Origin of the sequence: Alcaligenes sp. 13f (genome assembly GCF_020496585.1) — a bacterium.
GTDB classification, from domain to species: domain Bacteria; phylum Pseudomonadota; class Gammaproteobacteria; order Burkholderiales; family Burkholderiaceae_B; genus Alcaligenes; species Alcaligenes phenolicus.
Map to the genome: position 1 here is coordinate 66099 of NZ_JAHKKC010000013.1, position 12715 is coordinate 78813.

12 protein-coding genes are annotated in these 12715 nt (G+C 55.4%); 6 read left to right on the forward strand and 6 right to left on the reverse strand.

The features are described from left to right. Window positions 1-223 precede the first annotated feature (223 nt). The 4 genes from KOE80_RS12605 to KOE80_RS12615 all read left to right on the forward strand — a co-directional run bounded on the left by KOE80_RS12605 (window position 224) and on the right by KOE80_RS12615 (window position 3256). Window positions 224-1102 (forward strand): hypothetical protein, encoded by an 879-nt coding sequence (locus KOE80_RS12605; RefSeq protein ID WP_226349258.1) that lies wholly within the window; start codon window positions 224-226, stop codon window positions 1100-1102. 876 nt (window positions 1103-1978) lie between these two features. Next, window positions 1979-2287: an SDR family NAD(P)-dependent oxidoreductase gene (locus KOE80_RS20335; RefSeq protein WP_264180250.1), complete on the forward strand. Its 309-nt coding sequence runs from the start codon at window positions 1979-1981 to the stop codon at window positions 2285-2287. A 19-nt stretch (window positions 2288-2306) separates the two neighbouring features. Further along, window positions 2307-2495: a hypothetical protein gene (locus KOE80_RS20340; protein ID WP_264180251.1), complete on the forward strand. Its 189-nt coding sequence runs from the start codon at window positions 2307-2309 to the stop codon at window positions 2493-2495. Between the two features lie 116 nt (window positions 2496-2611). Beyond that, complete coding sequence (locus KOE80_RS12615) at window positions 2612-3256, forward strand: DJ-1/PfpI family protein (RefSeq protein WP_226349259.1); 645 nt, start codon at window positions 2612-2614, stop codon at window positions 3254-3256. A 118-nt stretch (window positions 3257-3374) separates the two neighbouring features. On the opposite strand, the gene rlmF is transcribed toward KOE80_RS12615, so the two are convergent. The 6 genes from rlmF to KOE80_RS12645 form a co-directional block, all read right to left on the reverse strand. After that, window positions 3375-4370, reverse strand: coding sequence for a 23S rRNA (adenine(1618)-N(6))-methyltransferase RlmF (gene rlmF / locus KOE80_RS12620; RefSeq protein ID WP_226349260.1), 996 nt, complete (start codon window positions 4368-4370; stop codon window positions 3375-3377). Between the two features lie 136 nt (window positions 4371-4506). Further along, window positions 4507-4968, reverse strand: coding sequence for a dUTP diphosphatase (gene dut / locus KOE80_RS12625; protein WP_042487854.1), 462 nt, complete (start codon window positions 4966-4968; stop codon window positions 4507-4509). Window positions 4969-5041: 73 nt separating this feature from the next. After that, the gene (gene coaBC, locus KOE80_RS12630; RefSeq protein ID WP_226349261.1) at window positions 5042-6226 is read right to left on the reverse strand and encodes a bifunctional phosphopantothenoylcysteine decarboxylase/phosphopantothenate--cysteine ligase CoaBC; all 1185 of its coding nucleotides are present in this window, start codon (window positions 6224-6226) and stop codon (window positions 5042-5044) included. A gap of 20 nt (window positions 6227-6246) precedes the next feature. After that, window positions 6247-6780, reverse strand: a complete 534-nt coding sequence (gene lspA, locus KOE80_RS12635) for a signal peptidase II (RefSeq protein ID WP_413228935.1) — start codon at window positions 6778-6780, stop codon at window positions 6247-6249. After that, on the reverse strand, window positions 6773-9613 hold the full coding sequence (gene ileS, locus KOE80_RS12640) for an isoleucine--tRNA ligase (RefSeq protein ID WP_226349262.1): 2841 nt from the start codon (window positions 9611-9613) through the stop codon (window positions 6773-6775). Before ileS ends, lspA begins: the two co-directional genes overlap by 8 nt. After that, complete coding sequence (locus KOE80_RS12645; RefSeq protein ID WP_009455719.1) at window positions 9603-10568, reverse strand: bifunctional riboflavin kinase/FAD synthetase; 966 nt, start codon at window positions 10566-10568, stop codon at window positions 9603-9605. The genes ileS and KOE80_RS12645 overlap by 11 nt, the downstream gene beginning before the upstream one ends. A 49-nt stretch (window positions 10569-10617) precedes the next feature. On the opposite strand from KOE80_RS12645, the gene purN reads away from it, so the two are divergent. Together purN and KOE80_RS12655 are read left to right on the forward strand one after the other, a co-directional pair. Next, window positions 10618-11274 carry a phosphoribosylglycinamide formyltransferase gene (purN, locus tag KOE80_RS12650; RefSeq protein ID WP_226349263.1) on the forward strand — a complete coding sequence of 219 codons (657 nt, stop codon included), beginning with the start codon at window positions 10618-10620 and terminating at the stop codon, window positions 11272-11274. 173 nt (window positions 11275-11447) lie between these two features. Further along, window positions 11448-12713 (forward strand): RsmB/NOP family class I SAM-dependent RNA methyltransferase, encoded by a 1266-nt coding sequence (locus KOE80_RS12655; RefSeq protein ID WP_226349288.1) that lies wholly within the window; start codon window positions 11448-11450, stop codon window positions 12711-12713. Window positions 12714-12715 lie beyond the last annotated feature (2 nt).

The following is a 12715-nucleotide window of genomic DNA, read 5'->3' on the forward strand; positions in this document are numbered from 1 at the left end:
TCCTTTTCCTTTTTTTTGGGGACCGGTTCAGCGTAATCTGCTTAGTTGCTCATAGGTTTCAATGCATTATTGAGGTTAGCCCTAGAACTACAGAGCGGAAATGTTCAGGTCTAAACAACTAGTTGCCTAGATGGATTTAGTTGATTTTACCTGTTATTGATTTTTGATCTCAAGTAGAGTAGCGGGATCTGCTATTAATTGAATTATTTAGATTGTAATCTACATGAAGCATATAAAATTAAATAGGATTAGCTTAAAAAACCATTCGACGATTACTGAACGATGGTTGCAAGAAATAATTAGTGATGACCCTTCTTTGCTTTGTTTGGGTGAGCTGGTTGTTCGTGATAAAGAGCGGCGACAAATTGGAGCGGGACGACTAGATTTGCTCTTGCAAGACCCTGAGAGTAAGGCTAGGTATGAAGTTGAAATTCAATTGGGAGCAACAGATGAATCGCATATTATCCGAACGCTTGAATATTGGGACATAGAACGAAAACGATATCCGCAATATGACCATACTGCAGTCATCATCGCAGAAGATATTACCTCACGTTTTTTAAATGTAATCACGTTATTCAATGGACATATTCCCCTTATAGCTCTACAAGTTTCTGCCTATGATCATCCTGATGGGATTAGCTTGAGTTTTACTAAGGTTTTGGATGCTGTGCGACTTGGAGCCGTAGGGGAAGATGAGGAGGTCGCTGAGCCAACGAATAGGAATTTCTGGGAAACAGAACGAAGCTCTAAAAGCACAATGGAGGTAGTTGATCAAATTTTTCAACTAACGCACACTTTTGATTCGAATTTACAGCTCAGTTATAACAAACATTATATTGGTTTCTGGTTAAACGGAAGTGCGTACAACTTTGCAACCATTAGGCCAAGGCGCAGCGTTTTAATATTAGAGTTTAAGGTCCCTCAAGAGGAAATGCAGACTACTGTTAACGAGGTTTTAGGCGAAGATTCAGAGCTGGATATTATGGATTATGACAGCCGATGGGGAAGAAGTCGTATACGATTAACACCTTCTAGTTTCAATAAGAACCAGGAGGTGATTAAACGACTTTTGCATGATGCATACGAATATAGGAAATAATTGGTCCGGGGTTTTTTCACGGCTAGGAAGATGGGGGATAGGTTGTAACTAAATGAGATGGTGTAAATTAGAGAGGGAGTGGAAGACGAAAAAAGGTTTTAAAATTAGGTCGTACTAAGTTATTTATCTAGAAATAATTATAAATCTTCTCCCCTCCCATAGATAGGAGACTGAATCGGCGTTGTTGCATAGATCGAGTTTAAGGACGCATTAATGCCGTTGATGGCAAATCAGGCGATGTGTTAGGATGGCCACTTCGGTCGCCTGAGCACCGATCTTGCACACCCACAGACAATGGCCCGTGAGTGTCTCAAGCCAATACATCAGATCTTAGACCGGCGAGCGAGGGTGGTAACGCTGGTTTGTCTCCATGTGTCCTAACTAAATATCTTCAGGCGGAGCAGCATCGGTATTCTGCATTTGGGTAGAGGTTGGGACGGCCACGTTTGGATACACTCACGCCGGACGATGCCAATAGACCTTGGTTAATCCACATCGTCCTGTTTCCCCGAGCAATAAGGCCGGCGTTGTACCGCCTCCAGTACTCGATTTGATAAGTCGTCTTCGTCTTGGCTCGTACCAGTGTGTCGTTGCGCATCCTCTGGGTAAAAGGCCAGACTCAACTCCGCGTGCTGGAAGGTTGGCAGCCCTATCGCCCGTAAACGTCAGCGAGACGGGGCGAAGGGCAGATTTATGAACAACACCGGATAGATGCGGAGCAAATAGCAGTTACGAGTTTTGAGCGGATGCTGGCTAGTTGTAATATTTTTACAATAGCAACTCGGGATGTCGCCGTTAGGCTGTTCTGCAGATAGTAGCTAGCGTACCTAAAAAAACAGCGGATTTAGAATGCATTCCCCCGACTCGTGACTACTGTTGTACAAACCCACCAAACAGATTGGAGCCCCTACCGGTATTGCAGCTAAATGGATAGTCGCCGATCTTTCTCAGGCGGCCGACAGACAAGCCGTAGCCGCCGCGCGCTCAGACATCGACATTCTGGTGACCAACGCGGGTGGGCCTCCGTCTATGCCTTATGCTCAGTTGGAAACCTCTCATTGGCAAACCGCATTGGAGCAAAACTTCCTTGCAGCAGTGGAGTTAAAGCAGGCTGTATTGCCAAGCATGGTGAGCCGCCGCTTTGGTCGTATCGTTAACTGTGTGTTCGCCAGTGACCAACCTTGAGTTATCTACTGCTGCCCGTATGGCTTTGACTGGTTTCGTTACCAGTGTGTCTCGCGAAGTAGCCCAGCATAACGCGGCGATCAATAACTTGTTGCCCGGCACCATCATGACGGATCGCCAGCAGGAATTGGGGCCTGTGGCAGAGAAAATGATTGCATCTGTACCGGCAGGGCGAGCTGGAACGTCCGGTGAGTTCGGTGCCGCATGAGCCTTCTTGTGCAGTGAGGCCGCAGGTTTTATCGTGGGTCAGAATTTATCTATTGATGGTGGTTTGGTACGAGCTACGATCTAAGTTATTCAGTTTCAACCATGAAGGGGCACATCATGAGCGGTACGGCAGCATCGGCTACATCCACCAGCGCAGCAGAGAACACAACAAAAAAACAAATCGGCATTGTGCTGTTTGATCAGTTTGAAACTCTTGATGTATTTGGGCCTGTCGAAATGTGGGGTGGGATGCCGGATTACGAGATGGTCATGGTGTCTCAGCAGGGTGGGCTGGTTCGCTCGTCGCAGGGGATAGAGACACAGGCCGCTTATAGTTTCGAGACGGCTCCGCAGTTCGACATTCTGATGGTTCCCGGCGGTATGGGAACGCGTAGTGAAATCAACAACCCTGCCATGCTGGCCTTCATTCAGAAGCAGGACAAGGCAACGCAGTGGACGGTTTCTGTGTGTACGGGGGCGGCTTTATTGGCCAAGGCGGGTGTTCTGAAGCAGCGGCGGGCTACGTCCAACAAGCTGGCGTTTGATTTTGCGGTGGCTCAGGATGGGGATGTGCTTTGGCTGAAACAGGCCCGCTGGGTGTTTGATGGCAAGTACGTCACATCCTCGGGCGTGTCGGCGGGGACGGATATGGCGTTGGCCCTGGTCGAGAAGCTTTACAACCGTGAGCAAGCTGAAAGCATCGCGCATTGGACCGAGTATGTCTGGAACAGTGATCCGACGATTGATCCGTTTGCGCGCTAAGGCTTGGGTTTGCTGGGCGTAGTTGTTCGGTGAAAGGTTTAGAAGTCGGGATCTTAGCTTTGGTAGCTGATTGCAGCTAATGCCACCAGCGTATCGAGCATCCCGACTTGATACGAGCCTATTTCCAGCGCTCCTTGCGCCAAGCCTCTTGTGCCGCAGCGTCCAGAAAAGTCCAGGCCACGAAGCGGCTTTGCTTTTGTCCCTGCGTCATTTCTACGGTTTTGACCTTAACCGCCTTAGCCTTTTTTAAGGCATTTAACACACCGGGCACATTCGATGCTTTGGACACCAAGGTGCTGAACCAAAGCACTTGCTCGCCTACGGTGACACTTTCTTCTATCATGCGGCGGATGAAAAGCGCCTCACCGCCTTCGCACCAGAGCTCCGTGTTCTGTCCACCAAAGTTCAGCACAGGAGTATTGTGCTTGGGTGCAGCCTTGCCCAAACCACGCCATTTACGTTGACTGCCGCTTGCTGCCTCTTCCTGAGACGAATGGAAGGGCGGGTTGCACAGCGTCAGGTCAAAGTAATCATTCGCGCCTAGCAGGCCCTTGAAAATATGTCTGGGGGATTTTTGCTGGCGCAATTTGATTGCAGCCGACAAGCCTGGGTTCGCATGAATAATGGTTCGTGCAGAAGTTAGCGCATCAGCGTCTATGTCGGACCCGAGAAACTGCCAGCCATATTCAGTATGGCCAATCAATGGGTAGATCGCATTTGCGCCCACGCCAATATCAAGGACACGTACTGCCTCACCACGGGGAATGGCTCCCTTATTGCTGTTGGCCAGCAAATCGGCCAGATAGTGCACGTAATCGGCCCGGCCCGGTATAGGAGGACAGAGGTAATCGGCAGGAATATCCCAATGCGCTATGCCGTAAAAACTCTTCAGAAGAGCACGATTCAGGGTTTTGACGGCATTCGGATCGGCGAAGTTGATGCTTTGATCACCGTAGGGATTCACAAAAACGAATTCAGCCAGCTCGGGCGTCTCTTTGATGAGGGCATCAAAGTCGTAACGGCCCTGATGGCGGTTGCGTTGGTGGAGCTGGGCCGCCGTTTTATTTGAAGTGGGTAATTCGGCGTTGGAATTACCTTTTTTTGGAGATGGCATTGAAATCCGAAATTGGCCTGGGTAAGTCTGAATCGTGGCGCTGCTACGTTTTTAAAGCAAAGCATCAGGACTAAAGAAGGAGCGATGCTGACTGCGACAAGGCATTTCGCATCGCGTCCTTCTCCAGCTTTAAAGCTTAGTTCTTGCCCGTGCTGCCAAAGCCACCCGTACCACGCTCGGTCTCGGTAGAGAACTCATTCACAAATTGCAGTGCCACTTGCACCACAGGTTGGAACATCAATTGGGCGATACGCTCGCCGGGCTGGATCACGTAGTCCTGATCGCTATCATTCGCCAGAATTACGCCGATTTCGCCGTGGTAGTCGGCATCAATGACGCCAATGCCTTGTGCTACACGCACGCCATGCTTCAGGGACAGGCCCGAACGCGAGGCGACGATGGCCACCAGGCCAGGATCCATCATATTGATGGCCAGGCCTGTTTTAACCAGCGTACGGCCGCCTGCAGGCAGGGTAACGGCTTCGCTCAGGCAAGCGCGCAGGTCCATGGCGGCGGAGCCGTCCGTGGCGTAGCTGGGGGCTTCGATGGTCGTGCCCAACAAGTCATTGACGATGCGAGCTTCAATACGGCGGTGCATAGACGGTATCCTGAAAAAAAAGAGGCAGCGCACCTGCTTTAGCGCTGCCCGTCATCATAAAAGAGAAAAGGGATTAAAGCCGCTGGGCGATGTTTTGCACCAGCTGGCGTGCGGCCAGCAGTTTATCCTGGGCGGGCCATTGCATATGGCCTTGCTCGTCAAACAGCACCAGCTCGGTGTCGTCGGCGTTCATGGCGCGCTGGGCCAGGTTGGCGACCAGCAAGGGTACGTTCTTGCGTTGACGTTTGGCTTGGGCGTGCTCGATCAAGTTGTCTGTCTCGGCGGCAAAGCCTACACAGAAAGGACCGTTCGTCAGTGCGGCAACCTCGGCCAGAATGTCGGGGTTGGGGCTGAATTGCAGGTCCGGCGTGGCTTGTTCGGACGTCTTCTTGATCTTGATGTCGCTGGCATTGCTGACGTACCAGTCCGCTACCGCTGCAACGCTGATGAAGATATCGGCATCGTCCACTTGGGACATCACAGTGGCGTGCATTTGACGGGCGGTTTCTACGTTGATGCGACGCACCTGGTAGGGCGTTTCCAGTGCAACGGGGCCGGAGACCAGAGTCACTTGGGCACCCGCTTCCTGGGCTGCACGGGCAATGGCATAACCCATCTTGCCGGAGGAGCGGTTGCTGATGACGCGCACTGGGTCAATCGGCTCGCTGGTCGGGCCAGCGGTGATCAGGACGCGTTTGCCTGCCAGCAGTTTGGGCTGAAAGAATGACGTCAGTTCTGCCAGCAATTGGGCAGGCTCCAGCATGCGGCCATCGCCGGTTTCACCACAGGCTTGGTCGCCACTGCCGGGGCCAAGAATGTGTACACCATCGCGGCGCAGTTGTTCGACATTGCGTTGGGTGGCCGGGTGCAGCCACATTTCCCGGTTCATGGCTGGGGCGATCAACAGGGGGCAATGGCCACGAGCAATACACAAGGTGCTGAGCAAGTCGTCGGCCAGACCGTTGGCCAGCTTGGCCATGAAGTTGGTGCTGGCGGGGGCGATCAAAATGGCGTCCGCATCCCGGCTAAGCTGGATGTGGGCCATATTGTTGGGGACACGCGCATCCCACAGGTCGGTATAGACGGTGCGGCCAGATAAAGCCTGGAAGGTGACCGGGCTGATGAAGCGCGTGGCCGATTCGGTCATGACTACATCAATCCGGGCACCCAGGTCCTGGCTGCGACGCAAGAGTTCGGCGGTTTTATAAGCAGCGATGCCGCCGGTGATGCCAAACACCAGTTTTTTATTGCTAAGCATAGGACATGATCCTTACAGACTCAGGAGCGCTGTCGTTTGTTGCGGCGCATGCGCATGAACTCGTCCAGCACCAACAGGGCTGCGCCGCAGCTGATAGCGACGTCGGCAATATTGAAGGCCGGAAAGTAGGATTGATTCCAGTAGAACAGCAGAAAATCTACCACGTGTCCGTGCATCAGGCGATCCACCACGTTGCCGATAGCGCCACCCAGAATCAGGCTAAGCGACAGGCAAAACAAGGGCTGCTTGGCCGAGCGGCGCAGCATGGTCACGATAAAGACGGTGGCGACGACGGCAATGCCGACAAAGAACCAGCGCTGCCAACCCTGACCACCGGCCAGAAAGCTGAACGCCGCGCCGGGGTTGTAGAGCAGGGTGAAATCAAAAAAGGGCAGGATATTCCAACGTTCCTGATAGAACAGGTTGCTGTCGAAATACTGTTTGGTCCATTGGTCCAGGCCGACAATTAAGGCGGCCAGACCAATCCAGGCCCAGAACTGCCGCGAGGGCAGTCGGGCCTGGCCGGGAGAAGGGGCCATGTCCTTATCAGGCATGGTGACGTACTTCGCCTTCGCCAAACAGATTGTCCTCGCAACGACCACACAGGGTGGGGTGCTCGGCGCTCTGGCCTACGTCAGGGCGGTGGTGCCAGCAACGCTCGCACTTGGCCTGTTCGGTAGGGGTAACGTCGATACGCAAATCGCCTTCGCCAGCGTGTACGTCGGCACGCGAGACGATCAGCATGAAGCGCAGGTCCTGGCCCAGGGATTGCAGGAACTCCAGATCCTGGCCGTTGGCGTAGATGTCGATTTCGGCTGCCAGGGAGGAACCGATGGCGCCGGTGCTGCGCACGTCTTCGATACGGCGCATCACGTCGGCACGGATGGCGCGCAGGCGCTGCCACTTGGCGTTCAGTGCCGACTGTTCGCCTTGCTCGGGCAGGACATGGAACAGCTCGGTGAAGATAGTGCCGCTAGGAACCGAACCACCGTGCATGTCGCGCCAGGCTTCTTCTGCCGTGAAAGACAGGATAGGAGCCATCAGCTTGAGCAGGGTCTGCGTCAGGTGATACAGCGCCGTTTGAGCCGAGCGACGTGGCTGGCCATCTTTAGCCGTGGTGTACAGACGGTCTTTCAGAATATCCAGGTAGAACGCGCCCAGGTCTTCGGAGCAGAAGGTCTGCAAGCGAGCCACGATGGGATGGAACTCGTAACGCTTGTAGTTCTCCAGCAACTCGGCCTGCATGTCGGCGGTCATTTGCAGGGCGTAGCGGTCGATTTCGGTCAGTTGATCAACAGGCACAGCATGTTGGGTGACATCGAAGTCGGCCAGGTTACCCAGCAGGAACTTCAAGGTATTGCGGATACGGCGGTAGCCTTCCACAACACGCTTCAGAATTTCGTCGGAGATGGACAGCTCGCCCGAGTAGTCGGTGGAGGCAGCCCACAGGCGCATGATCTCGGCACCCATCTTGTCGGCAATTTCTTGCGGCTTGATGATGTTGCCCAGCGATTTGCTCATCTTGCGGCCATTGCCGTCCACCACGAAGCCGTGGGTCAGCAGGGCTTTGTAGGGTGCGCGACCATACAGCATGCAGCCTGTCAGCAAGGACGAGTGGAACCAGCCACGGTGTTGGTCCGAGCCTTCCAGGTACAGGTCGGCAGGCCATTGCAGCTTGTCTGCGTGCGAGCCGTGGGTGGTGTGATCCTTGCCGCCCAGCACCGTAGCGTGCGTGGTGCCCGAGTCAAACCACACGTCCAGCGTGTCGCGGTTTTTCTCGTACAGATCGGCTTCGTCACCCAGCAGGTCGCGTGGGTCCAGGTTCTGCCAGGCTTCGATACCGCTCTTTTCGATACGCTCGGCTACTTGCTCCATCAGCTCGGGCGTGCGGGGGTGCAGTTCACCCGTTTCCTTGTGCACAAAGAAAGCCATGGGCACACCCCATTGGCGCTGGCGCGACAAAGTCCAGTCCGGGCGGTTGGCGATCATGGCGTGCAGGCGGGCACGACCCCAGGAGGGGTAGAACTCGGTGTTATCAATGGCTTCCAGGGCCATTTCACGCAAGCTACGGCCGCTGCTGTTTTCCTTGTCCATACCGGCAAACCATTGGCTGGTGGCACGGTAGATGATGGGCGTCTTGTGACGCCAGCAGTGCATGTAGCTGTGCGGGTGCTGTTCGGTTTTCAGCAAGGTGCCGGCGTTCTGCAAGGCTTCCACAATTTGCGGATTGGCCTTCCAGATCATCTGGCCGCCAAACAGGGGCAGATTCTCGGCGTAATGCCCATTGCCCATCACGGGCGTGAGCATGTCGTCGTCCTTCATGCCGTGGGCTTTGCAGGAGATAAAGTCTTCAATACCGTAGGCCGGGGCCGAGTGCACCACGCCAGTACCGCTGTCCAGGGTAACGTAGTCGCCCAGGTACACAGGGGAGCGGCGTTGGTAGCCTGCGTCCACGTGAGCCAGAGGGTGGTTGAATTCGATCAGGTTCAGGGCTTCGCCGGTAGCGGTGGCCACGACCTGGCCGCTCAGACCCCATTGCTCCAGGCAGGACTTCACCAGCTCTTCGGCCACGATCAGCATGGAGCCGGTGGCGTGTGGGCTGTCCAGCTTGACCAGGGCGTAGCTGATTTCAGGGTGTACGTTCAGTGCCTGGTTGGCAGGGATGGTCCAGGGGGTGGTGGTCCAGATAACGATGGCGCCATCGTCCACGCTGTCCACGCCAAAGGCGGCGGCCAGCTTGTCTTTTTGCGCGAAGGGGAAGGCCACGTGCACGGACGGGTCGGTGCGATCGGCGTACTCAACCTCGGCTTCTGCCAGGGCGGAACCACAGTCAAAACACCAGTTCACGGGCTTCAGGCCACGGAACACGAAACCCTTTTGCATGATCTTGGACAGCACGCGCAGCTCGTCGGCTTCGTTACTGAAATTCATGGTCAGGTAAGGGTTCTCCCAGTCGGCCAGCACGCCCAGGCGTTTGAAGTCCTTGCGCTGGCTGTCGATCTGTTCCAGCGCGTAGGCGCGCGCCTTGGCCTGAACTTCAGCCACAGGCAGGTTCTTGCCGTATTTCTTTTCGATCTGAACTTCAATGGGCATGCCGTGGCAGTCCCAGCCGGGCACGTATTGCGCGTCAAAGCCATCCATATTGCGGCTTTTGACGATGATGTCTTTCAGAACCTTGTTGACCGCGTGGCCAATGTGAATGTCGCCGTTCGCATAGGGAGGGCCGTCGTGCAAAATAAATTTGGGACGACCGGCACTGGCTTGCCGAATTGCTGCATAGACTTTGTTTTCTTCCCACTGGCTAATCCAGCCCGGCTCACGTTTGGCGAGGTCACCACGCATGGGAAAGGGAGTGTCGGGCAAATTGAGAGAGTTTTTATAGTCCATTTGAAGCAAAGTAGTCGCGAGCGCGTTGTGCATCGTTGTCGATGGCGGCGATCATTGTGATGAGGTCCGGGAATTTTTCCTCGTCCCTGACAAATTCCAGAAATTCTATACGGGCAAGTTTACCGTAAGCATCCAGGCGTTGGTCCAGTAAATGCACCTCTAACAGCAGCCGTCCCTGGTCTATGACGGTTGGGCGTACCCCCAAGGAGGCAATGCCGGGCAGAGCCTGTCCGGTCAGTCCGTGCACCCGGACCACGTACACGCCGGAGCGGGCGGCACAGTGTTCAGGAACACGCACGTTAAGGGTCGGGTAGCCAATGTCCCGGCCCAGTTTCTGGCCATGAATGACATGACCACTAATATGAAAGGGCTTGCCCAGCAGGGCACGGGCGCGGTCCAGCTGGCCCACGGCCAGGGCGGTGCGCACTTCCGAGCTGGAGATGCGGCGGCCATCGGCATCGGCCACATCGTGCAGAGTCTCGACGCTAAAGCCATGGCGCTTGCCCGCTTCGCGCAACATTTCAATGTCGCCGGCCCGTTTGTGGCCGTAGCGGAAATCCTCGCCCACCAGCAGCCAGCCAGTGTTCAGACCCTGGACCAGAATCTCGTCAATAAAGGTGGCTGCCGACATATCGGCCATGGCCTGATTGAAGCGGGCCAGATAAATTTGTTCAATGCCACATTGATGCAGGGCTTCGACCTTGTCGCGCAGGCCGCTGATCTGCGTGGGGATCAGTTCGGGCCGTTGGCCGCGCTGCGCAAAAAAGGCGCGCGGGTGGGGCGTAAAGGTCATCACACAGGAGCTCAGGTCCTGTTGGCGCGCCATTTCATTGACGCGATGCAAGATGGCCTGATGGCCCAGATGGACCCCGTCAAAATTGCCAATGGTGACAGCGCTGCGGGCCGTGCTGTTGCGCCGCGGCAGAGAGCGATAGAGTTTTAGATCAGATTTCACAAGCGAGAGTTTACAATTTTGGATTCGTTATTTCTCGGGAAACAGGATTTTGACCGATTCCACCCTACCTTGTCGCCTTGTTGTGCTTATTTCAGGCCGGGGCTCCAACTTGCAGGCCATAGGCGAACTGATCAAGACAGCGGGCTCAAACGGCCGTATCGAGGCGGTCATCTCTAACAAGGGCGATGCGCCCGGACTGGAATGGGCGCAGCGTCAAGGGCTGCCTACCGAGACGGTTTCGCATCGCGAATTTGCAACACGTGAAGCCTTTGACCAGGCTTTGGCACGCGTGATCGACCGCTACCAGCCAGATTATGTTCTACTTGCGGGATTCATGCGCATCCTGAGCACCGATTTTGTTCAGCACTATGCAGGCAAGCTCATCAATATACACCCATCCTTGCTTCCTAGCTTTCCCGGTTTGAATACCCATCAACAGGCACTTGACGCGGGCGTGCAGTTTCACGGCTGCTCGGTGCACTTTGTGACCCCTGTGCTCGATGATGGTCCCATCATTGCCCAAAGTATCGTGCCCGTCCTGCACAACGATGATGCACAGACTCTGGCAGAGCGCGTTTTGGCAACCGAACACCACGTTTATACCGAGGCCGTACGCTGGCTGATCGAGGGACGGGTGCGTTTGCAGGCTGATGGCCGTGTCGAGGTTGCCGGACTTGCGCATCGCGGCTTTTATTTCCCCGCCTGATTGAGCGGGCTATTTGGAATTTTTGAATATTCATGTCTGATCACCAACAATCCCGCGGCCGCTCGGACCGCAAGCGCCCGTCCTCGTCTGCCCAACGTAACGAGTCTGGAGCGCGTGGTCGCCCTTATGCAGCACGCCGCGACAAACCCTCGGGTCCACCCGAGCCGGGCGCGATGGCAAAGCGCCGTCTGGAGCAGGTCTCCAGCGCCTTGGGTGAAGTTTTGCAGTGGAAGCACCCCGCTGACCTGGCCTTGACACGCTGGGCGCGTACACGCCCCAAAATGGGCTCGCGTGACCGTGCCGAGATCCGCGAGGCCGTGTTTGATGTGCTGCGCCACCTGCGTCAGTACCGTAACTGGGCGGAAAGCGGCGTAGGCCCATCTACCCGTCGTCTGGCCATTCTGGGCCTGTCTACGGCTATCGGTCAGGAATCCCTGTCTTTGGGGCTGACGGAAGAAGAGCGCCAGTGGCTGGGCCATATCCGCGCCCTGAATGTGGACGGTCTGCCGGTTGGCGTGCGCCTGAGCCTGCCCGAGTGGCTGGAAGAGCGTCTGAAAGAGATTCCGGATTCCTACAAGCTGATGGCCGCCATGAACGAGCAGGCCTTGCTGGATTTGCGTGTCAACCCCATGAAAGCCGAGCGCGACACGGTGTTGCGCCAGCTGCAAAACGGCCCCATGGCTCGTTTCAAGCCGGTTGCCATGCCGTTTTCGCCCTGGGGTATCCGTATTGAAGGCCGCCCATCTGTCGCAGTATGGCCACAGTATGAGAAGGGCGAGCTGGAAATTCAGGAAGAGGGCAGCCAGTTGCTGACCGCCTTGCTGGAGCCTCGCCGTGGCGAGATGGTTATTGACTACTGCGCCGGTGCCGGTGGCAAATCCCTGCTGCTGGGTGCTTTGATGCGCTCCACAGGCCGTTTGTACGCCTTTGACGTGTCGGCCACCCGCTTGAACAAGGCCAAACCGCGCTTTGCCCGTGCCGGTCTGTCCAATGTGGTGCCTGTCGTGATTCAGGAAGCGGGCGACCAGCGTGTTCGCCGCCTGCATGGCAAGGCACAGCGTGTATTGGTAGACGCTCCATGCAGTGGATTGGGAACTTTGCGTCGAAATCCTGATCTTAAGTGGCGTCAACACCCACAAGCTCTGGAGCAGTACACTCAGATGCAGGCCGACATTCTGGAGCAAGCCGCGGCTTGTGTCGCACCAGGAGGTCGTTTGGTTTATGCAACATGTAGTTTCTTGCCTGAAGAAAACGAGCAGCAAGTGCAGGCATTCTTGGACAAACATCCCGAATTCAAACTGCTGGACGCCCGGGAAATCTTGAAGGACAAATGTCCGGCCCTCGCGCTAGAGGGGCCTTATTTGAATCTGCGCACGGACCGTCACCAAACCGACTGTTTCTTTGGTGCGGCACTTGAACGAATCACGGAAAGTGCTTGATT

What these genes read in the sequence shown, in the direction of transcription:
- KOE80_RS12605 (WP_226349258.1), top strand. Translation starts at nt 224, where the DNA reads ATGAAGCATATAAAATTAAATAGGATTAGCTTAAAAAACCATTCGACG.
- KOE80_RS20340 (WP_264180251.1), top strand. Translation starts at nt 2,307, where the DNA reads ATGGCTTTGACTGGTTTCGTTACCAGTGTGTCTCGCGAAGTAGCCCAG.
- KOE80_RS12615 (WP_226349259.1), top strand. Translation starts at nt 2,612, where the DNA reads ATGAGCGGTACGGCAGCATCGGCTACATCCACCAGCGCAGCAGAGAAC.
- rlmF (WP_226349260.1), bottom strand. Translation starts at nt 4,370, where the DNA reads ATGCCATCTCCAAAAAAAGGTAATTCCAACGCCGAATTACCCACTTCA.
- dut (WP_042487854.1), bottom strand. Translation starts at nt 4,968, where the DNA reads ATGCACCGCCGTATTGAAGCTCGCATCGTCAATGACTTGTTGGGCACG.
- coaBC (WP_226349261.1), bottom strand. Translation starts at nt 6,226, where the DNA reads ATGCTTAGCAATAAAAAACTGGTGTTTGGCATCACCGGCGGCATCGCT.
- lspA (WP_413228935.1), bottom strand. Translation starts at nt 6,780, where the DNA reads ATGCCTGATAAGGACATGGCCCCTTCTCCCGGCCAGGCCCGACTGCCC.
- ileS (WP_226349262.1), bottom strand. Translation starts at nt 9,613, where the DNA reads ATGGACTATAAAAACTCTCTCAATTTGCCCGACACTCCCTTTCCCATG.
- KOE80_RS12655 (WP_226349288.1), top strand. Translation starts at nt 11,448, where the DNA reads ATGGCAAAGCGCCGTCTGGAGCAGGTCTCCAGCGCCTTGGGTGAAGTT.